The sequence below is a fragment of the Herbaspirillum sp. Her3 genome (genome assembly GCF_057961275.1).
Genome location: NZ_CM176328.1, coordinates 3109241 through 3128810, shown reverse-complemented (window position 1 = coordinate 3128810; position 19570 = coordinate 3109241). Strand labels below are relative to the sequence as shown.

General features: G+C 64.2%; 18 protein-coding genes and 1 pseudogene. 8 read left to right on the top strand and 11 right to left on the bottom strand.

The features are described from left to right. Positions 1-118: 118 nt before the first annotated feature. Both ACVC5H_RS14225 and ACVC5H_RS14220 read right to left on the bottom strand, forming a co-directional pair. The gene (locus ACVC5H_RS14225) at positions 119-877 is read right to left on the bottom strand and encodes an SDR family oxidoreductase (RefSeq protein WP_489618500.1); all 759 of its coding nucleotides are present in this window, start codon (positions 875-877) and stop codon (positions 119-121) included. A gap of 37 nt (positions 878-914) precedes the next feature. Further along, positions 915-2348: an aldehyde dehydrogenase family protein gene (locus ACVC5H_RS14220; protein WP_489618499.1), complete on the bottom strand. Its 1434-nt coding sequence runs from the start codon at positions 2346-2348 to the stop codon at positions 915-917. A 309-nt stretch (positions 2349-2657) separates the two neighbouring features. On the opposite strand from ACVC5H_RS14220, the gene ACVC5H_RS14215 reads away from it, so the two are divergent. From ACVC5H_RS14215 to ACVC5H_RS14205, 3 genes are all read left to right on the top strand, one after another. Then, positions 2658-3434: a FadR/GntR family transcriptional regulator gene (locus ACVC5H_RS14215; RefSeq protein WP_489618498.1), complete on the top strand. Its 777-nt coding sequence runs from the start codon at positions 2658-2660 to the stop codon at positions 3432-3434. Between the two features lie 64 nt (positions 3435-3498). Then, positions 3499-4446 carry a LysR substrate-binding domain-containing protein gene (locus tag ACVC5H_RS14210; protein WP_489618497.1) on the top strand — a complete coding sequence of 316 codons (948 nt, stop codon included), beginning with the start codon at positions 3499-3501 and terminating at the stop codon, positions 4444-4446. A gap of 383 nt (positions 4447-4829) precedes the next feature. Continuing rightward, a complete protein-coding gene (locus tag ACVC5H_RS14205; RefSeq protein WP_489618496.1) occupies positions 4830-5954 on the top strand; it encodes a GGDEF domain-containing protein in 1125 nt (374 codons plus the stop codon). A 26-nt stretch (positions 5955-5980) separates the two neighbouring features. Here ACVC5H_RS14205 and ACVC5H_RS14200 read toward each other — a convergent pair whose 3' ends face one another. The 3 genes from ACVC5H_RS14200 to imuA are packed head-to-tail and all read right to left on the bottom strand — an operon-like array spanning position 5981 to position 11342. Further along, positions 5981-9190 carry an error-prone DNA polymerase gene (locus ACVC5H_RS14200; protein WP_489618495.1) on the bottom strand — a complete coding sequence of 1070 codons (3210 nt, stop codon included), beginning with the start codon at positions 9188-9190 and terminating at the stop codon, positions 5981-5983. A 9-nt stretch (positions 9191-9199) separates the two neighbouring features. Continuing rightward, complete coding sequence (locus ACVC5H_RS14195; protein WP_489618494.1) at positions 9200-10684, bottom strand: Y-family DNA polymerase; 1485 nt, start codon at positions 10682-10684, stop codon at positions 9200-9202. Next, on the bottom strand, positions 10611-11342 hold the full coding sequence (gene imuA, locus ACVC5H_RS14190; RefSeq protein ID WP_489618493.1) for a translesion DNA synthesis-associated protein ImuA: 732 nt from the start codon (positions 11340-11342) through the stop codon (positions 10611-10613). Before imuA ends, ACVC5H_RS14195 begins: the two co-directional genes overlap by 74 nt. Before the next feature lie 386 nt (positions 11343-11728). Here imuA and ACVC5H_RS14185 point away from each other — a divergent pair, with 386 nt between their 5' ends. Next, positions 11729-12070, top strand: coding sequence for a KGG domain-containing protein (locus tag ACVC5H_RS14185; protein WP_489618492.1), 342 nt, complete (start codon positions 11729-11731; stop codon positions 12068-12070). 157 nt (positions 12071-12227) lie between these two features. Here ACVC5H_RS14185 and ACVC5H_RS14180 read toward each other — a convergent pair whose 3' ends face one another. Further along, a complete protein-coding gene (locus ACVC5H_RS14180; protein WP_489618491.1) occupies positions 12228-12983 on the bottom strand; it encodes a YoaK family protein in 756 nt (251 codons plus the stop codon). A gap of 276 nt (positions 12984-13259) precedes the next feature. On the opposite strand from ACVC5H_RS14180, the gene ACVC5H_RS14175 reads away from it, so the two are divergent. Next, on the top strand, positions 13260-13520 hold the full coding sequence (locus ACVC5H_RS14175) for a hypothetical protein (RefSeq protein WP_489618490.1): 261 nt from the start codon (positions 13260-13262) through the stop codon (positions 13518-13520). A gap of 338 nt (positions 13521-13858) precedes the next feature. Here ACVC5H_RS14175 and ACVC5H_RS14170 read toward each other — a convergent pair whose 3' ends face one another. Then, complete coding sequence (locus ACVC5H_RS14170; RefSeq protein ID WP_489618489.1) at positions 13859-14389, bottom strand: CBS domain-containing protein; 531 nt, start codon at positions 14387-14389, stop codon at positions 13859-13861. A gap of 282 nt (positions 14390-14671) precedes the next feature. Between ACVC5H_RS14170 and ACVC5H_RS14165 the strand changes: the two genes are divergently transcribed. From ACVC5H_RS14165 to ACVC5H_RS14155, 3 genes are all read left to right on the top strand, one after another. Then, positions 14672-14950, top strand: a complete 279-nt coding sequence (locus ACVC5H_RS14165; protein ID WP_489618488.1) for a SemiSWEET family transporter — start codon at positions 14672-14674, stop codon at positions 14948-14950. A 140-nt stretch (positions 14951-15090) separates the two neighbouring features. Further along, positions 15091-15660, top strand: a complete 570-nt coding sequence (locus ACVC5H_RS14160) for a DUF4142 domain-containing protein (protein ID WP_489618487.1) — start codon at positions 15091-15093, stop codon at positions 15658-15660. Between the two features lie 142 nt (positions 15661-15802). Then, positions 15803-16051, top strand: a complete 249-nt coding sequence (locus tag ACVC5H_RS14155; protein WP_489618486.1) for a hypothetical protein — start codon at positions 15803-15805, stop codon at positions 16049-16051. Between the two features lie 374 nt (positions 16052-16425). Here ACVC5H_RS14155 and ACVC5H_RS14150 read toward each other — a convergent pair. From ACVC5H_RS14150 to ACVC5H_RS14135, 4 genes and pseudogenes are all read right to left on the bottom strand, one after another. After that, a pseudogene (locus ACVC5H_RS14150) lies at positions 16426-16974 on the bottom strand (type 1 glutamine amidotransferase domain-containing protein); the annotation flags it as partial. A gap of 70 nt (positions 16975-17044) precedes the next feature. Then, the gene (locus ACVC5H_RS14145; RefSeq protein WP_489618485.1) at positions 17045-17263 is read right to left on the bottom strand and encodes a hypothetical protein; all 219 of its coding nucleotides are present in this window, start codon (positions 17261-17263) and stop codon (positions 17045-17047) included. A 153-nt stretch (positions 17264-17416) separates the two neighbouring features. Further along, a complete protein-coding gene (locus ACVC5H_RS14140; RefSeq protein ID WP_489618484.1) occupies positions 17417-17674 on the bottom strand; it encodes a hypothetical protein in 258 nt (85 codons plus the stop codon). Between the two features lie 3 nt (positions 17675-17677). Then, on the bottom strand, positions 17678-19372 hold the full coding sequence (locus ACVC5H_RS14135; protein ID WP_489618483.1) for a thiamine pyrophosphate-binding protein: 1695 nt from the start codon (positions 19370-19372) through the stop codon (positions 17678-17680). Positions 19373-19570 lie beyond the last annotated feature (198 nt).

The following is a 19570-nucleotide window of genomic DNA, read 5'->3' as shown; positions in this document are numbered from 1 at the left end:
TTGTTCTGCGTTTCCGGTTCGTTGTGACCGGTTGACGGTGCCCAGCATTGTAGAGACGGTGAGGGTATTGTCAAATCATTATCCTCACCGTTTGCATGAAGATTTTTACAGGCAGCCCTTACACACAACGTCCCCCATCGACCTCGATGCACACCCCCGTGACGAACTCGGCTTCATCCGAGCCCAGGTAGAGGCAGGCATTGGCGATGTCCTCGGGGGTGGAGAAGCGGCCCATGGGGATGGTGGCGACGAACTTCTTGCGGTTTTCGGGGGTATCGGGCACGCCCATGAATTCGGCCAGCAGGCCCGTGGCCGAGATGACCGGATTGACGCAGTTCACGCGGATCTTGTCCGGACCCAGTTCGGCCGCCATGGACTTGCTGGTGGTAATGACCGCGCCCTTGCTGCCGTTGTACCAGGTCAGCCCCGGACGCGGGCGGATGCCGGCGGTGGAAGCGATGTTGACGAAGGCGCCGCCGCCGACCTGGCGGAAATAGGGGACGAAGGTCTTGGCCGAGAGGAAGATGCTCTTCACGTTGACGGCATACACGCGGTCGAATTCTTCCTCTTCCACTTCCAGCATGGGACGGTTGCGGTGCGTGGTGCCGGCATTGTTGACGACGATATCGAGCTTGCCGAAGTGCTCCAGGGCGGTGGCCAGCAGCTGATCCATGTCGGCGCGTCTGGACACGTCGGCCTTGGCGAAGACGGCGCGGCCACCGGCCGCCCTGATTTCTTCGGCCACTCGCAGGCCACCGGCCTCGCTGATATCGGCCACCACCACGGCGGCGCCCTCACGGGCATAGGCCTTGGCGATGCCTTCTCCAAAACCCGAACCGCCACCGGTGACGATGGCTACCTTGTCTTGCAAACGCATGATGTGTCTCCTTGAAATTAAGTGCGTTGAATCGATGTCAGCCGTGACGGATGGCAATGGTCTTCAAGACCGTGAAGCCATAGAGCGCCTCGAAACCCTTCTCGCGCCCGTGGCCGCTGGCCTTCACGCCGCCGAAGGGCAACTCCACGCCGCCACCGGCGCCATAGTTGTTGATGAATACCTGGCCGCTGCGGATGGCCCGCGCCAGCCGCAGCTGGCGGCCGCCATCGCGGGTCCAGACGCTGGCCACCAGGCCATAGTCGGTGCCATTGGCCAGGGCAATGGCATCGGCTTCATCCTCGAAGGGCATGGCTGCCAGCACCGGACCGAAGACTTCTTCCTGTGCCAGGCGATGGCGTGGCGGCACGTCGCGCAGCAAGGCTGGTGCCTGGTAGAAGCCGCTGGAGGGCGCGCCCGGGGCGATCTCGCCTTGCGCCACCAGCGTGATGCCGTCGCCCCGCGCCTGCGACAGGAAGCCGGCCACGCGCTCCTGCTGGGTCTTGCGGATCAGCGGGCCGCAGTCCAGGTCCATCTGTGATGAGCCGACCTTGAGCTGCGAGAACAGCCCGGCCAGGCGCTCCAGCACCTGTTCATAGGCACCGCGCTGCACCAGCAGGCGGCTACCGGCCGAGCAGGTCTGGCCGGCGTTCTGCACGATGGCATTGACCACCACCGGCAGCAGGGCGTCCATGTCGGCATCCTCGAACACCACCTGCGGCGACTTGCCGCCCAGCTCCAGCGTGACCGGAGTGTGGTATTCGGCAGCCGCGCGCACCACCAGCTTGCCCACGCTGGGCGAGCCGGTGAAGGACACGTGATCCACATCCGGATGCCTGACCAGCAGGTCGCCTGCTTCATGGCCATAGCCGGTGACGATGTTGAGCGCACCTTCCGGGAAGCCGACCTCCGCTGCCAGTTCCGCCACCCGCAGGAGGGACAGGCAGGCATCCTCGGCCGGCTTGACCACGCAGGTATTGCCGGCCGCCAGGGCGCCGCCCACGCAGCGCCCGAAGATCTGCATCGGGTAGTTCCAGGGCACGATGTGGCCGGTCACGCCATGCGGCTCGCGCAGGGTCAGGACTGTGTAGCCGGCCTGGTAGGGAATGGTGTCGCCATGCAGCTTGTCGGCCGCGCCGGCGTAGAACTCGAAATAACGTACGATGGCGGCCGCATCGGCGCGTGCCTGCTTCATGGGTTTGCCGCAGTCGCGGCCTTCCAGCCGGGCCAGTTCTTCCTGATGCTCTTGCAGCTTGTAGGCCAGCTTCATCAGCAAGCGGCTGCGCTCGGCGGCGGACAACTTGCCCCAGGCCCCTTCATAGGCCCGGCGCGCGGCTTGTACGGCGCGCTCGATGTCGGCGGCATTGCCGCGGGCGATGGCCTCGAAAGGCTGGCCATCGGAGGGATCGATGACAGCGATGCTCTCGCCGGAGGCGGGTGCAACCCAGCGGTTGTCGATGAAGTGCTGTTTCATGGCAGGGCGGTCCTTGGCGTGCTTGATCTGAGGATGGTGGGACGGGCAGGGCAACAAGACGCCGCAGGTGGCGTGCAAAGGCAGCCGCGGAGTTGATCCGAGGCGGGTCCGGCAGAGGCTTGTCTCCTGATGGTTTGTGTTGTGCTGCTGTTTTGTTGTGCATGAATCTAAGCCCGCACACAGCAAGATGTCAAATTTATTTACTACTTTACTGACTGCCTGCAGGGCAATGCTGGCTCTGAAGCGGGCAAATCCGCTACCATACGCCCTACAAGTCCGCGCCCTGTTCCGCCTCTCTCCGGAGTTCCGATGCCCCTTTCCAGCAAGCCCGCGCGCCCCGGCGCTTCCAGCGAAATCCTGAGCCTCGCCGCCGCCGGCCTGGGGCCGGTGCGGCCTGAACGCTTCGCTGAACGGGTTTATGAAACCTTGTTCCATGCCATCGTCGAAGGCCGCATCGCGGTGGGCAGCAAGCTGCCCTCGGAAAACGACCTGGCCACGCTCTTCGAGGTCTCGCGCCCGGTGGTGCGGCAGGCGCTGGACCGGCTGCGCGAGGATCAACTGGTGGAATCCCTGCGTGGCTCCGGGACCTATGTGAAGGAAAAGGCGGGATTGGCCCCGGCTCGTCCCGATGGCGAACCCGAGACCCGCATCGGCCACATCATGAATGGCCTGGAGCTGCGCCTGGTGCTGGAACCTGAATGCGCCTACCTGGCCGCCCTGCGCCGCAACCGCCAGGATCTGGAACGGATGGATGCCTTGCTGCTGGGTTTCGAGGAGGCCAACCGGGTTGGCGGCATCGCCCACCATTACGATTTCGGCTTCCATGAAGCCATCGCCCTGGCTACCGGCAACCAGCGCTTCGTACAGGTGATGAAGACGCTGGAATACGATGTCAGCCACGCCGTCAACATGCTGCGCCACCTGATGCACATCCCGCCCTGGAAACGCTCCCAGGATGCCATGGACGAGCATCGCCAGATCTTCGAACTGATCCGCCAGCAGGATGCCGAAGGCGCCCGGCGCGCCATGCGCGGCCATATCGAGAATGCCCGCACGCGCATGTTCAACAGCCGGCCCGGCTTGTAAGGCCAGTTGTCATTCAACCTGTCAATCAATTTAACTACTTGCCAGACCGCAGGGACCCCATCGCATGGAATTACGCCAACTGCGCTACTTCGTGGCCATCGTCGATCACGGCTCGCTCTCGCGCGCGGCGCGCGTGTTGCACATCGCCCAGCCGGCACTGACCCAGCAGATCCGCCAGCTGGAAGACGAGCTGGCCGCACAGCTGCTGCACCGCTCGGCCCAGGGCGTGATCGCCACCGATGCCGGCAAGGTCTTCTACGAACATGCGCTGGCGATCCTCAAGCAGGTGCAGGATGCCAGGCAGGCCGTGGCGCAATCCACCGACAAACCCTCGGGGACGGTGGCGCTGGGCATACCGCAGAGTGTTTCCAATGCGCTGGCCTTGCCATTGTTGAATGCGGTGCGTGCGAACTATCCCGAGATCACCCTGCAACTGACCGAGGAATTGACCGGCAACCTCATCACCCAGTTGAAATCCGGGCGCATCAACCTGGCCGTGCTGTTCGACGACGGCCAACTGTCTTCCTTCGCGGCCACGCCCATGATCGAGGAAGAGATGATGTACATCACCCGCGCCAAATCACGCTATGGCGTGACGGGCCGCAAGGGCGTGCCCTTGTCCAAGGCGATCCAGGCCCCCCTGATCCTGCCAGGCCTGGCCCATGGCGTGCGTCCGCGCATCGAGAACCTGGTGCGCGCGCAAGGCATGAGCCTGGAGAACGTCATCGAGATCAATTCGGTGGCCATCCTCAAGTCCGCCATCCTGGCCGATATCGGCGCCACCATCCTGCCGGTGGCACCGCTGCTGGCCGACATCGAACGCGGCGAGATGGTGGCCCATCGCATCGCCGGCCAGCAGATTTCGCGCACCCTGGTGTTGTGCGCCTCCCGCAATATCCCGCTGACCACGGCCGCTGCGGCAGTGGAACGGCTGGTGCTGGATGTGACGGACGATCTGTGCCGCTCGGGCAAGTGGGGGCATACGCGCGTGCTGGAACGCGAGTCTGCGTAAAGAAATTGGTTTATCAATTCAGTTTTTTTGATGATTTGATGAATATTTTTGCTGCAGTGCCGTCATCGGTTAAACTGATGAGCTTCTGCCAGGCATGGGCCTGCATCACCCGATCATCCTCTTAATTTGCGCGAGGGCGCGCGTGGCATGCATTTTGCAGCCCGCAACGTAGCGGCAGGCCGCCTTGGGGGGCGGTCTTGATCCATCGGTTCTGGCAGCGTTTGCGTCACGGGGGGCCGTGACGCAGTGAGCCCGCATCGGCGTGGATGGGGCGGTATGGTCTTCCAGTAATCTTCAATGCCCTGCGGGGCGACCACATCCGGATGAATGCAGCTACTGCCAGCCTTGCGCTGGCCCTCGTACAGTTTTGCGGCGGCGTGATCATGGCGGGTCTGTTTCTGAACATGCCCCATGAACGCTGCACGCGTCTGTGGTCGCTCTCGGGCGGGCTGTCGGCCGCCGGCATCTGCGTCATGGTGGTGGGTTATGCCGGTGTGGGTGGGGCCTGGAATGGCTTGCTGCTGTTGACGGGCAATACCACGCTCTTCGCCGGCTGCCTTACCGCCTGGTGCGGACTGCGCAATTTCTACCAGCGTCGCACGGCGGTCTATCTGCCGCTGGTGATGGTGGGCATTTACGCCATCATTTTTACGATCCTGCTGCTCTACAAGGCGAGCTTTACCAATCGCAGCTACCTGGCCTTGTTCGCCTTGCAGATGGTGTTCTGGCTGGCGCTCATCGAATTCATGCGCGGCATGTCGGGGCCGGATGGGCAGCGCCATGGCGGATGGAGCTTCGGGCGCTGCATTGGCATCGTGTCGCTGTTCATCTTCATCTCCACCCATGTGGCCCGGTTCGTGCTGTCCTTTTCGCAGCCGGAACTGTTCGTTCCGCCAGCCATGAGTACCATCGGGGTGGCCTTGATCTACATGATCCCCATGTGCGGTTCGCTGCTGTTCTCGGTCTCGCTGATGATGATCTACTTCGAACGCCTGCTGGCCGAGAAGCAGCGCCTGGCCACCGTGGACGAGCTGACCGGCACCCTCAACCGCCGCGAGCTGGTGCGCTGCGGTGAACAGGCGCTGGCGCAGGCGGTACACGGCGGACGAGTGCTGACGCTGGCCTTCATCGACGTGGACTACTTCAAACTCATCAACGACAGCCACGGCCACCTGGTGGGGGATCGCGTACTGGCCGACATCGGTGCCTTGCTGCGCGAACACTGCTACCCGGGAGGCCTGATCGGACGCTATGGGGGCGAGGAATTCTGCGGGGTCTTCCCGGAGGTGTCCGAGGTCCAGGCACGCCAGATCGCCCAGCATCTGCTGGACACCGTGCGCAACCACGATTTTGGCCATGGCCAGTCGGTCACCATCAGCGTTGGCCTGGCGATCCTGCAGCCGGGCCGCTCGCGCAGCTGGGATGCCCTGGTGCATGAGGCCGACCAGGCGCTGTACCGCGCCAAGAGCGAAGGGCGCAATGCCTTCCGCATGGCGCTGGCGGCCTGATCGGGCCGGCTCGCTTCAGAAGGCATTCAGAAAAAATCCCGGCTGCGCGGCTGCAGCTCGCCCAGCAGATGGGTCCAGTCTTCCAGCCGTCCCGCCACCAGGTGGCGCACCTCGCCCTGGCACTGCCAGCTGCCATACACTCCCAGCAGGCGTGCATTCAACACTTCGCTGCGCTGCCGCTCCAGCACGGCAGGCCAGATGATGACGTTGGCCGAGCCGGTTTCATCCTCCAATGTCATGAAGATCACCCCCTTGGCCGTGCCCGGGCGCTGGCGCACCGTGACGATGCCGCAGCAGCAGGCGAACTGGCGGTTCTGCAAGCCGTTGAGATCGGCCACGCTCATGAAGCGCCGCCGCCGCAAGGTCTCGCGCAGCAGTGCCAGCGGATGGCGGCGCAGCGTCAGGTTCATGGCGCGGTAGTCGTCGATGATCTGCTCGCCTTCGCCGGGCGCTTCCAGCTGCACGGCATCGTCGCCCCGGGGCGCCGTGCGCAGCAGGTCGCGGTCGGGCACGGCACCGACCGCATGCCACAGGGCCTGGCGCCGATGACCGGCCAGCTCGCGCAAGGCGTCGCCCGCCGCCAGGGCCTGCAGGGCGTGGCGGTCCAGGGTGGCGCGCCGGGCCAGGTCATCGACGTCGGCAAAGGGCCGTTCGCTGCGGGCTTCTTCGATGCGCTGCGCCGCCTGTTCCGGCATGCCGCGCAGCAGGCTCATGCCCAGCCGCACCGCAGGCCGCGCCTGGCCGGCCGGGTCCGGTTCCAGGATGGATTCCCAGCGGCTGCGCAAGACATTGGCCGGCAGTACTTTCACCCCGTGCCGGCGCGCATCCTGGATCAGCTGCGAGGGCGAGTAAAAGCCCATGGGCTGGCTGTTGAGCAGGCCGCACAGGAAGGCTTCCGGCTCGTGGCACTTGAGCCAGCTGCTGAAATAGGTCAGCAGGGCAAAGCTGGCGGCATGGCTCTCGGGGAAACCGTATTCCCCGAAGCCTTCGATCTGGTTGAAGATGCTTTCGGCGAATTCGCGGGAATACCCATTGTCGGTCATGCCCATCACCAGCCGTTCATGGTGCGGCCCCATGCCACCCTTGCGTTTCCAGGCGGCCATGGAGCGGCGCAGGTCATCGGCTTCGCTGGGGGAATAGCCGGCCGCCTCGATGGCCACGTCCATCACCTGTTCCTGGAAGATCGGGATGCCCAGGGTGCGTTCCAGCACCTTCCTGATCTTGCCGCTCTTGCTGGTGTTGTCCGGGTAGTCGAAGCTGCCGCCCTCGCGCACCAGTTCACGCCGCCGCAGATAGGGGTGAACCATCCCGCCCTGGATCGGGCCCGGCCGCACGATGGCCACCTGCACCACCAGGTCGTACTGGGTGCGCGGCTGCATGCGAGGCAGCATGCTCATCTGCGCCCGGCTTTCGATCTGGAACACGCCGATGGTGTCGGCCTTGCAGATCATCTCGAAGGTGGCCGGGTCTTCGCGGGGGATGTCGTGCATCTGCATGACCTGCGGCAAGCCGCGCCGCAGGCTGACCAGTTCCAGGGTGCGGCGCAGGGCCGTCAGCATGCCCAGGGCCAGCACGTCGACCTTGAGCAGCTTCAGCGATTCAAGGTCATCCTTGTCCCATTCGATGACCGAACGGTCTTCCATGGCCGCATTCTGGATCGGCACCAGCCGCGAGAGTTGCCCGCGCGCGATCACGAAACCACCGGTGTGCTGCGACAGGTGGCGCGGGAAGCGCAACAGCTTGCCGGTGATGCTGGCCCACAACTGGATCTGCGGCAGTTCCGGGTCCAGCCCGGCTTCGGCAAAGCGGGCCAGCAATTCTTCGCGGCTGTCGAACCAGTGCTGCGACTTGGCCACCGTATCGACGATGGCGGCATCCACCCCCAGCGCCTTGCCGACCTCGCGCAAGGCGCCGCGCGGCCGGTAGCTGTGCACGGCGGCCGCCAGTGCGGCACGGCGGCGGCCGTACTTGCGGTAGATGTGCTGGATCACTTCTTCGCGGCGCTGGTGCTCGAAGTCCACATCGATGTCGGGCGGTTCATCGCGCTTTTCGCTGATGAAGCGGGCAAACAGCAGCCGGGTGGAGGTCGGGTCGACCTCGGTCACCCCCAGGCAGTAACAGACCGCCGAGTTGGCCGCCGAGCCGCGCCCCTGGCAGAGGATGCCGCGTGAGCGGGCGAACTTGACCAGATCGTAGACGGTCAGGAAATAAGCTTCATATGACTTCTGGGCGATCAGGCCCAGTTCCATCTCGATCTGCGCACGTACCTCGCCCGGCAGCCCCTGGGGATAGCGTTTGGCGGCACCGGCCAGGGTTTCCTGGCGCAGATAACCGGCCGGGCTCATGCCCAGCGGCACCAGTTCGTCAGGATATTCATATCGCAATTCAGCCAGGCTGAAATGGCAATCGGCGGCCACCGCCAGGGTCTGGGCCAGCGCGGCCGGGCCATGCACCAGCGAGAGCCGCATGCGTGGCCGCAGGTGCTGTTCGGCATTGGGCGCCAGCGCATGGCCGCATTCCTGTACCGGCTTGCCCAGGCGGATGGCCGTCACCACATCCTGCAGGTATTTGCGTGAACGCTGGTGCATCTGCACGTCGCCCACCGCCACCAGCGGCAGGCCGTGCCGGCGTGCCGCTGTGTCCAGCGCGGCGCGGTGCAGGTCGTCCAGCGGGCGATACAGGCGCGTCATGCCGACCCAGGCGCGGCCGGGGGCCAGCGCGGCGAACCAGCGCAGTTGGGCATCCAGCGTCTCTTCGCTGGCCGGGTAATCCGGCACCAGGATCAGCTGGCAATCGGGCAGGGCACGCAGGTACGACAAGGCGGGCGGAGGCTGGCTCAGGTCCTCCGGGGAGAGCAGGTAACTGCCTTTTTCGGCGCGGGTACGGGCCAGGGTGATGAGTTCGCAGAGGTTGCCATAGCCTTCGCGGTTCCTGGCCAGCGCCACCAGGGTCATGGCGGCCAGCGGGTGGGACGGTTCATCTTTGAGGGCGGTAAAACGGAAACAACTGCCGATGAGCAGTTTGAAATCCTGCGCCTTGCCGCGCTTGAGTTGCTCCATCCAGGCGGCATGGGCCCGCACCACCCCCGCCATGGTGCATTCATCAGTGATGGCCAGGGCACGGTAGCCCAGCTCGATGGCGCGCTCCACCAGTTCCTGCGCATGCGAGGCGCCGTGCAGAAAGCTGAAGTTGGTGCGGCAATACAGTTCGGCATAGTCGGGCAGAGAGGTTTGCATGCGTTCCTCCTAGCCGAACAAGCCGTGCAGGAACCATTGCGGTTCTTCATCGGACCCCTCGCCGCCTCGCCACTGGCGGAAGATCCAGTAATAGACGTGGCTGGCATCGCGCGCCGTGAAGTAGTCGCGTGTCAGGGGCCGGCCCTCCCACCAGCCGGCTTCGATGCGCTCGGGCGACGAAGTGAATTCCAGCGCACTCCGATAGAAGGGCTTGTGCTGCTGCACCCGCAGTGGCAAGGGTTCCTGCAGCAGCCACAGCGGGCGCGGCGGCAGCCGTGCCGGATCGCTGCTCAAGGGGGCCGGCAGGCTGGCGGCGGACTGCATCACGCTGCACCAGCGGTTGGCGATCTCGGGGCGGTGGTCGGCGCGCGGTGCGGCCTGTTGCACCTTGTCCGCGCCCAGCCGTGCCACCAGCAGCTCCAGCAGGCGCTGGTGGTCCTCGGCACTGCCGCCGGGCTCGGGAAAGAGCATCTCGCTGGCGGCCTGCTGGCTTTCCAGCTCGTCGGCGGCCAGGCCCAGGGCGATGGCCGGGGCGGGCAGTGCAGAGCGGGCCAGTTTTTCCTTGACCAGGGTGTGCAGGTGGTCTTCCTGCCAGGCCGGCACCGACAGCGCTACCTGCAATTCGGTGGGCGGTACCGCTTGGCGTCCGCGTTCATGTTCCAGCCACAGGTGCAGCTTCTTGATGGCCAGCTGGCGCGCGGCCAGCCAGCCGGCCAATTGGGCCAGCAAGCCCTGGGCATAGGCGGCCAGGATGTCGGTATGGTCGATGCGGTCCGGTAGCTCCACCCTGGCCTGGAAGGTCGGCGGCGCCACGATCCAGTCATGCACCTCGGGTGCGGCACCATAGGCGCGGTCCAGCATGGCCAGCAACGCCTGGCCGCAACGACGCTGCAATCCCGCCCGGGGCAGGCGCCGCACCTGGCCCAGCTGGCGGCAGCCCAGTCCGTGCAGCCATTCCAGATGGGTACGCGCAGCAGTGAGCAGGACCACCGGCAGGCGATCCAGATGGCGCTGCAGGGAGCCCTGGCTGAGCGTGCGCACGTAGCCGTAGCGCGCCAGCATCCAGGCCCCGGTGGCCGTGACGGCGCAGGACAGCGTGGCCGACAGGCCCAGCCGGGCGATGGTCACGCGGATCTTGCGGCACAAGGCTCGCACGCCACCGAACAGGCGCAGGCTGGCGCCGACTTCCAGCAAGACGCAGGCTTCTTCGGCCAGCCTCACCTGAGGGGTGTATTGCAGCAGGGCCAGGGCGGCCTGTTGCAGGGTGGCTTGTTCGCGGGCGGCATCGCGCTCGTGCAGATGGGCTTGCGGCGCCAGCAATTGCACGCCGCCGCGCCGCATGCCCTCATGCACGCCCAGCGCGCGCGCTGGCGTGGTCAGGGCAGCCACGCGCTCGCGCTCGATGACCACGGCCGGGGCCTCATCCAGCCAGTTCGGACGAAAGACTTCCAGCGGCAGCAGTGGCAGGTGTACTGCGATCCACAGGGGTGACATGGCGTTGCAAATTCGGTGAAGGCAGCAAAGGGAGAAACAGGCTTTGTTCGCGCAGCGGCCCGCGCCGCTTCAGAAAACCGATCTCCAGCCCGTCCCGCGCCGACTTGAGCGTCAGCCGCAGGGGCGCGGGCGAGGGTTCGCGGGCGCAAGAGAGCGGGCGCAGCATGAAGAACAGCGTCTGCCCGGCCTGGGCCGCCACATGCAGGCGCCGCAGCAGATCGTGATCGCCCTTGCGCAGGCGCGGCTGCCACATCAGCAGGACCTGGCAGCTATCAGCCCGCAAGACCTGCTCGGCGGCCCAGCAGGCATCGGCCGCATGATCGGCCTGCAACTGCAGCAGCCGCGCGGCATCCACTCCCAGGTGCGCCCAGCCGGGGGCATTGACCTGATGCGGCGCTTGCAGCAGCGCAATCCGGTGGGCGCTCGTCGGTGGACGTGCCAGCACCGGGCGCAACAGGCGCAACTCGCCGATGCCGTCCTGCGGCAGCAGCAATTCGATCAGCACTCCTGGCGGCCAGCCGCGTTCGGGCAGTTCGGCATCGAGCGCCTCGAAACCGCTGGCGACGCCGCGCGCACCGCCCCGCGCCAACTGGGAAGCCAGCCAGAGCGAAGGGTGGATGATTTCCGGACTGCGGACCGGAGAGGCGGGTGTCAACATGGCAATCAAACGGCAGGAGGGGCTAAAAACAGCAGAAAAATACGATACTGTATAAATATACAGTAATTGTTTTGGTGTGTGACAAAAACTGCCTTTATCCCTACAGGAGAGTGAAGTTTCCTTGTTGCAATATCGGAATGGAGGTTCCGGGTGAAGATTGATACCAAAAAGGAAAGCTCATCTTCATGCTTTCCTACATGTCCTACAGCTATTGCTGACATGGGCTGGGGAGCTCTTCCGATAGTGAGGTTCGGTGAGGCTTTCTACACTGCAGACGTGGACAAAGTTGGTTGCCAGCCGCGTGCTCGCGCAGAGCAGTAGGGCTTGCCGGGTGGCAAATGTCTGCTCCATCCGATCATCCGATCATCCAAGACAAGGAGTCACACATGGCAAATTCACAAAATCCGGGGAACAGCAATCGCGGCTTTGCCGCCATGGACAGGGAGAAACAGCGTCAGATTGCCAGCATGGGCGGCAAGGCTGCCCACGCCAAGGGCGCGGCCCATGAGTTCACCTCTGCCGAAGCCCGGGAAGCCGGACGCAAGGGTGGCCTGAACAGCCACGGCCGCAAGAATGCCGCTGCGGCGGCCGCAGCGCAGAATGGCAATGGCGGCAACGGCGCCGCCACCAGTGCTCAGCCGCAGATGACCCAGAGCACTCCGCAAGAGGGCAACGACGCCCCGCAGCAACCGCAGCAGTCGGACAGCACCCCGCAGCAGCAAGGCTGAGCCACCACGGCGGCCGGGCCACCTCAGGCATGGCTCAGGCGCTCCCAGGATGGTGGCTGATCGCATCAGGAACCGGGCGGTGCAAGTAGCGATAACAAGAAAACGAAAGGCGCGTTGAGCGCCTTTTTTGTTGCCTGTAGCGGTCAGACGTGTCTTTTCATGGCCGTGCCAGATCATCCATCATCGGCACCAGCGCCAGCAGGAACAGCGCGGCCGCCAGCGGCATGGTGGCCAGGAAGCCCACCAGCTTGAAACCGAGGGCGCCGGTCACTCCACCCAGGAAGAACATCAGCAGCAACGACGACAGCAGCATGAACTTGCGCCGCGCCCCCGGTACCGGATCTTCCGCCCCGGCCTCGCCGGGCTGGTGCGGCGCCAGGGTCCAGTAGCACATCTTGCCGATCTCGATGCCGATGTCGGTCACCAGGCCGGTGACGTGGGTAGTGCGGATCTCGGAGCGCGAAATCTTGCTGATCATGGCATTCTGCAAGCCCATCACGAAGCACAGCAAGGCCACCGTGACCGGGACGAACAGCAGGCGGTGATTCTCGAGATTGCTGCCGAGGATGCCAAAACAGAGCAAGAGCATCGCCTCCAGCATCAGCGGCATGGCGTATTCGCTCTGCAGGCTGCGGCGGCGGGCCCAGTTGATCATCACCGCCGAACAGGCCGCCCCCAGCAGGAAGGAGAACAAGGCACTGGCACCGGCCACCAGCAGCAGGGTTTCCCCCAGGACCAGGTTGTCGGCCAGCGAAGAGACGATACCCGACATGTGCGAGGTGTACTGGCCCACGGCCAGGAAGCCACCGGCATTGACGGCCCCGGCGATGAAGGCCAGCGAGCGTCCCAGGTGGCGGTTGGAAAGATCGGTGCGCGCCGGACTGGTGAGGCGGCGCAGGTAATTGATGGGCATGACGGGTCCAGACGAAGTAGCAACGACACCAGGCGGCAGCATCCCCTAGTCGCCATTTCTTCGCCTGCTACGTCGGAGAGACTCATCTTCGTTCCTTCCTACGCAGATCGGCGGTGGCTTCTTGCTGCCTTTACCTTCAGTGTTTCTTATGCTGACAAGAATACTTCTTCCTGGCCCGGCGCGGGGAAGGATGCAGCAATGCCTGACGTGCGTCAGTGGCGCAGGTGTTGGAGGCATCACCCGGCCGGGTCCTCAATCTTGTTACAGGAGCACACCATGAGCATTCCCATCGACATTCCCGGCGGCGAAAAACTGGGCGAACTGAGCGGTCCAGCGGGCGGCCCGGAGGGGAGCCCGGTCATGCAGCCAGGCGTGCAGCAATCCGAAGAGGGCGGGTTTCGCGGCATCGTGCTCATCGGCGCTTGCGCGCAGGCACCGCAGGAGCCGGTGTCCACTTACGTCTGTGCATTGCTGCGCCCGACCAGCGAGCTGGCCTATGCCGATGCCCTGGCTTATATTGCCGGACGGCGTAATTGAACCTGTCTTCAGAGAGATCGGCCAAGGAGGAAAAAACAATGGCCGCCTGGGGGAGGCGGCCGGAGGGGGAGGGATATAAGACGCCGAGGATCGGGGGAATCTTCGGAGAATTTCTGCTTATGAAAACGACCCGTGGGGATAAACCGATGGGGGATGGACTGTATTCATGACACGACGGAGGGGGACGTTCGTATCGGAATGTGGGGTCCTCGGTTTCGAGTTCGTTGAGATGCATAGTAGCGATGCACCGCAAAAAAGGAGATCGGACATTGCCCGATTAGCGCGTAGGAAAAAACCTACAAAATATCGCGCGCATTCATCGCAAAGCCGCACCAGCCCTAGCTGCGGCCGATATTGACCTCGTGCATGTCGCTGTTGCGCACCTCCGGCAATTCATAGTCGCCAGATGGCGACACCCCGTCGGCGTGGCGCATCGGTGCGGCCGGCAGGGAAATCTCTGCCAGCGCGCCGCCCACGCCACGGTTCTGGGTCTTGGCGGCGACGTCGCCCAAGCTCACCATGCCGACCAGGTTTTTCTGGCGGTCCATCACGGGCAGGCGGCGGATCTGGCGCTGCACCATGTCGTCCAGCACGTCATCCACCGGTTCATCTTCATAGCACCACAGCACGTCGTGGCTCATCACCTCGGTCAGCGGCAGGCTCTCGGAGAGGCGATTGTGGGCCACCGCGCGCAAGACGATGTCGCGGTCGGTGACCAGCCCGACCAGATTGTGCTGGGCATCGCAGACCGGCAGGGCACCCACGTCCAGCGCCTCCATGGCCTGGGCGGCGCGGATGACGGAATCGTCCGGGCTCAGCGTGTGGGCGCCGCGCGTCATGACGTCGGCAATGGTTCGGGTAGCGTGCATGTTGACCTCCTCTGATTGGGTGAGATGGATTTCTCTTGCCCCTCCAGACTAGGCAAGGACAGCCCATGTCGCAATGCCGCATGCGCCTTTTGTCGGGTCGGCAGATTCGCGCAGGCGCGTACGAATGCGCCGACCTGGCGCGGCCGTGAAGCCCAGGCAAGCGAGCCGGGCAAAACTTCCTACAATGCCTCGCGGCGCTGGCCGACTGTGGCCGCCGCCCCGCCTGGTCCACCATCGGCACTCCATCTGCTTGCGGGGCTCGTCCGGCTCCGGTTGACCATCATGTCCGATCACATCACCGACCTCATTGGCTGGGGCGCTACCCTCATCCTTTTGCTCACCATTTCTTCCCAAGTCTATGAACAATGGCGCAGCCGTTCCACGCAGGGGGTCTCGCACTGGCTGTTCGCCGGACAACTGGCCGCGTCGACCGGCTTTGTGATCTATAGCGTGCTGCAGGGGGATTGGGTGTTCGTGGTGTCCAACGTGTTCCTGCTGTTCACCGCGCTGCTGGGCCAGGTGCTGTACCTGCGCAATCGCCGCCGTCAGCAGTCGTCCTGACAAGGCGACGCTCATCGATTCTTACAGCGGTCATTGGCGCTGTCTGATTCAAGCGCACGGTCTTCGTGACTACAGTGAAAACATCCTGACCCGTGCAGGTCAGCAGCAGACCCATCATCCCCAAGTCAAAGGAGTCCACCATGCAACTCATCCCGACCATTCAGTCCCGCCTGCCATCCTGTAGCGGCCGCCGCCTGATCGGCGCCAGCGTGTTGATGCTGGCCGGCGCCGCGCTGTCCTTCAATGCGGCGGCCGAGTCGGTCAGCAGCAAGGACAAGAGCTTCATGACCAAGGCCGCCGAGGCCGGTCACACCGAGATCGAAGCCAGCAAGATCGCCTTGGAAAAGAGCAGCAGCCAGGCCGTCAAGGATTACGCCCAGAAGATGATCGACCAGCACACCACGGTCGACGAGCAGCTCAAGCAACTCGCTTCCAGCAAGGACGTCACGCTGCCGACCGAACCCAGCATGGCCCAGCGCGCCAAGATCGCCATTCTCGACAAGCTCTCCGGCAATACCTTCGACAAGCGCTATGCCAGCATGATCGGCGTGTCCGCCCATGAGGATGCGGTCAAGCTGTTCCAGAAGTCCTCCAAGGAAGCGCAAGATCCTGATGTGAAGACTTTTGCCACCAAGACCCTGCCTGGCCTGCAGGAGCACCTGCAGATGGGCCGCGAATTGAAGCAGAGCATGCAAGCCAGCAAGAAATAAGCTGCCTTGCCAGGGAGCAAGGCAGCTCTCCGTCGAAAAGAAGCCTTTTCTTGCCGTCCCGATGGACTATGCTGAAGGCAGCCTTGCTCCCGTTCCCAGTCATGCCGTCCCCCTTACGCCCACGTGCTCAGGAGACCCCGCCATGAAACACTTCGCCAAATCCGTCGAACAGCAGCAAGCCGGTCACTTCATGCCCCGCGTGACCAAGCTGGACAAGCACAAATACGTCGCCTACCTCGATACCCGCATCGATGCGCTCTGGCATATGGACCTGGACGATCTGGGCGGACAGCCGGTGCGCATCTGCAAGAAGCGCAAGGAGGCCGAAAAGGCTGCGCTGGCCTTGCTGGCCGAGGCCATGCACAAGCATGAGATGGCGCAGAGGGGATAGGCTGACCTCGGAAGCCGGCCGTTTTTGGCCCGGCCATCACCGTGATGCCAATGCCGTCCTGATCATCCCGGGCGGCATTCTTGTTTTTAGGCCAAATCCTTCATCCCCCAACAGCCAACTTCCCGCCAAACCGGCCTCCAGCCAAAAAAAATCGCGGGTCAGCCCCGCGATTCTTCATTTTCCTTCATATCGGCCTGTAACCACCCTCAGCCGTCGCTCTGCGCCGATTCGCCATGGGCGACCGCAAAGGCTTCGTTCTCATGGCTGGGCGGGGCTGCCGGGGCGCTGCCTTTCTCGGACAGATGGGGCTTGCCGGGAGCGCCGGCGGCCGGTTCTTCGCCTGCCGCGCCTGCGGCAGGTTGCTGGCGTTGTTCCCGGCGCTGCTGTTCATCCAGCAGCTTCATGAATTCATTGTTGAAGGCCGGAATATCCGTGGGTTTGCGCGAGGAAACGAAGTTTTCATCGCGCACCACTTCCTGGTCCACCCATTGGCTTCCGGCGTTCTTGAAGTCGTCCTGCAGGCTGGGCCAGCTGGTGACGGTGCGGCCCTTGGCGATGCCGGCCGAGATCAAGAGCCAGCCGCCGTGGCAGATGGAGGCGATGGGCTTCTCGGCATCGTTGGCGGCGCGCACGAAATTGCGTGCCTCCGGCAGCAGGCGCATGGCGTCGCCATTGACCACTCCACCAGGCAGCAGCACGGCGGAATAGTCGGCCGGGTTGGCGGCATCGAGGCTGCCATCGACGCTGACTACCTCGCCCTTGTCCACGTGCTTGAAACCCTGCACGCTGTCGCTCTTGTCAGAGAGGATGTGGACGGTGGCACCAGCGGCTTCAAGCGCCTTCTTCGGTTCCAGCAGTTCGGCCTGCTCGAAGCCGTCGGTCACCAGGACGGCGACCTTCAGTTGGTTGTAGCGATTGCTCATCATGCTTCTCCCTTGAAAAAAGAAGGGCGGCCGGCATGCACCGGCCGCCCGTGGGGTGGGCGGAAAGAATTCAGCCAGCTTTGGGGGTGTTTTCCTTGACCCGGTTGCTGTTCTGATGGTCGTTGCGCGCACGGTCCATCTCGGGTGCCTTCTCGATGCGCGTGATGTTGGAGGTGGCCACCGGATCGCTGCCGGGGAAGCTCATCTCGTTGGCTTCATCCAGAGCCACCTCGGAAGGGGTGTCGTACTGGTTAGGACGATGATCCTTGTTGGATTTGCTTGCGCTCATGCTCTTCTCCTTCTGTTCTGATGGGATGGGCCGGTATCGGCAGGGCCTGATGCAGCCATGAGATGAAGCTTACTGCGCCATCCGGAGCGACCCTATAAGCGGGAGGCGCAACCGTACGTAAGAATGCGCGAGGCAGATTTCCGCCGCGACGACTCAGGGCCAGGGCGCCGGAGTGACGTCCTCGAACTGCGTCTGCTGTGCGGGCGAGTCCGGTACTGCATCGGGTTTGCGGCCCGGATGCAGCATGCTGCCGGTGATGAGCTCCAGCTCCCGTTCGGCGGCGATGAAGGCCGTGTCCTCCAGCGGCTGTTCGGCCACCGGCCAGTGTTCGATGGCCCAGCGCTTGTAATCGCCGAAACGTGCGCGCAGCTGGCGTGCGTACTCCTCTCGCTGTTGTTCGAGGGATTCCATGGCTCATCCTCCCTTCATGGCGATCAGGCTTTCCTTGACCTTGGCCAGACCGAACTTCCAGATCTGTTCCATCTTGATGTGCGGCATCACGGGCAACTCCGCCGGATCGATGAACACATCCAGCACCGCCGGGCCGGGCGCGGCCAGCAATTGCTGCAGGCTCTCCTGCAACTGGTCCGGTGTGCGGGCGCTGAAGCCCTGACCACCACAGGCGCGAGCGAAGGCGGCGAAATCGGCATTGGGGAATTCGGAACCTTCGAAGGCGGGCATGCCGGCTTCTTCCATTTCCAGATGCACCAGGCCCCATTCGCGGTTGTTGAAGACCACCACCTTCACCGGCAGCTTGTGCTCCACGCTGGTCATGAATTCACCCAGCAGCATGGTGAAGCCGCCATCGCCCACGGCCACGATCACCTGGCGCTCGCGGTTGAGCGCCTGGATACCGTTGGCCTGGCCCAGCGAGGTGCCCACTGCCGCATTGTTGAACGAGGCCAAGAGGCGCTGATGCCCGCGCTGGCGGATCCAGTTGCCGCACCAGAGCGTGACCACGCCGGTATCGATGATGAAACGCGCATCGTCGTCGGCCAGGTCGCTCAGGGCGCGGGCCACGCTTTGCGGCTTGATCTTCTTGTGATGGCGCTTGATGTCGGCGGCGCTGTCCAGCTTGGCATTCCAGCGCTCGCGGTCGGCATTGGCCTGCTGCAAAAAACTGCTGTCGGTCTTGCCCTCGACCTTTTCCAGCAAGGCCTGCACCGACGGCCCGACCGAGCCGGTGATGCCCAGCGTGACCGGGGCGCGGCGGCCCAGCACGAAGCCGCGCTCGTCGATCTGGATCACCTTGGACTTGGTGGGCAGGAATTCGGAATAGGGATAATCCGAGCCCAGCATCAGCATCACCTCGGCCGCATGCAGGGCATCAGTGCCGGGCGCGCCGCCGATCAGGCCGACCCCGCCGATCCAGTGCGGATGGTCATAGGCCACCAGATCCTTGCCGCGGAAGGTATGCATCACCGGGGCCTGCAGCTTGCTGGCCAGCGCCAGCACCTCATCGATGGCGCCCCGGCAGCCATTGCCGGCAAAGATGGCGACCGAGCCGGCCGCATTGATCAGGTCGGCAGCGGCGGCGATGTCGGCCGCTGGCGGCGCCAGGTCGGTGCGTGCACGCAGGGTGTGAATGCTGGGCACGCTGCCGCTGACCTTGGCACCGATGATATCTGCAGGAATGTTCAGGTGCGCCACGCCCCGTTGTGCATAGGCCTGGGCAATGGCCTGGTGGAATACGGCGGGCGCCTGTTCCGGGCTGGTAATGATCTGGCTGTAGGCGGCCACGTCGCGGAACAGCAGGTCGGGTGAATTTTCCTGCAAATAATCGGTACCGCGCCGCGCGGCCGGTACGCCGCCCGAGATGGCCAGCACCGGGGCGTGATCCTTGCGGGCTTCATAGAGGCCGGCGACGAGGTGGTTGGCGCCCGGTCCGGTGGTGCCGCAGCACACCGCCAGGCGGCCGGTCAGCTTGGCCTGGCCGGCGGCGGCCAGGGCCGCACCTTCTTCGTGGCGTACGCCTATCCATTCGATGCGCTTGTCGCGGCGCAGGGCGTCGGTCAGGGGATTCAAGGCGTCACCGACCACGCCGAAGATCTGGCGTACGCCAATCTCGTAGAGGGTGTCGATGAGGATGTCTGCAACGGTGGCGGGCATGGCGGCTCCAGAGTGGGGAGGGGATCGCTCAAGGGTAAGGTGCACTGCGTCCTGCCTGTATCGGTGAGTGCGGTAAATCCATGTAGGAGAAGGCCCGTGCTGCCGCTGGGCCGCAGGCGCATTCCTACGCGGGCTTCATTGCCAGTCCGACTGCGCCGCGCGCCGGGCAATTTGATAATTGGTCCAATTGGCCCATCA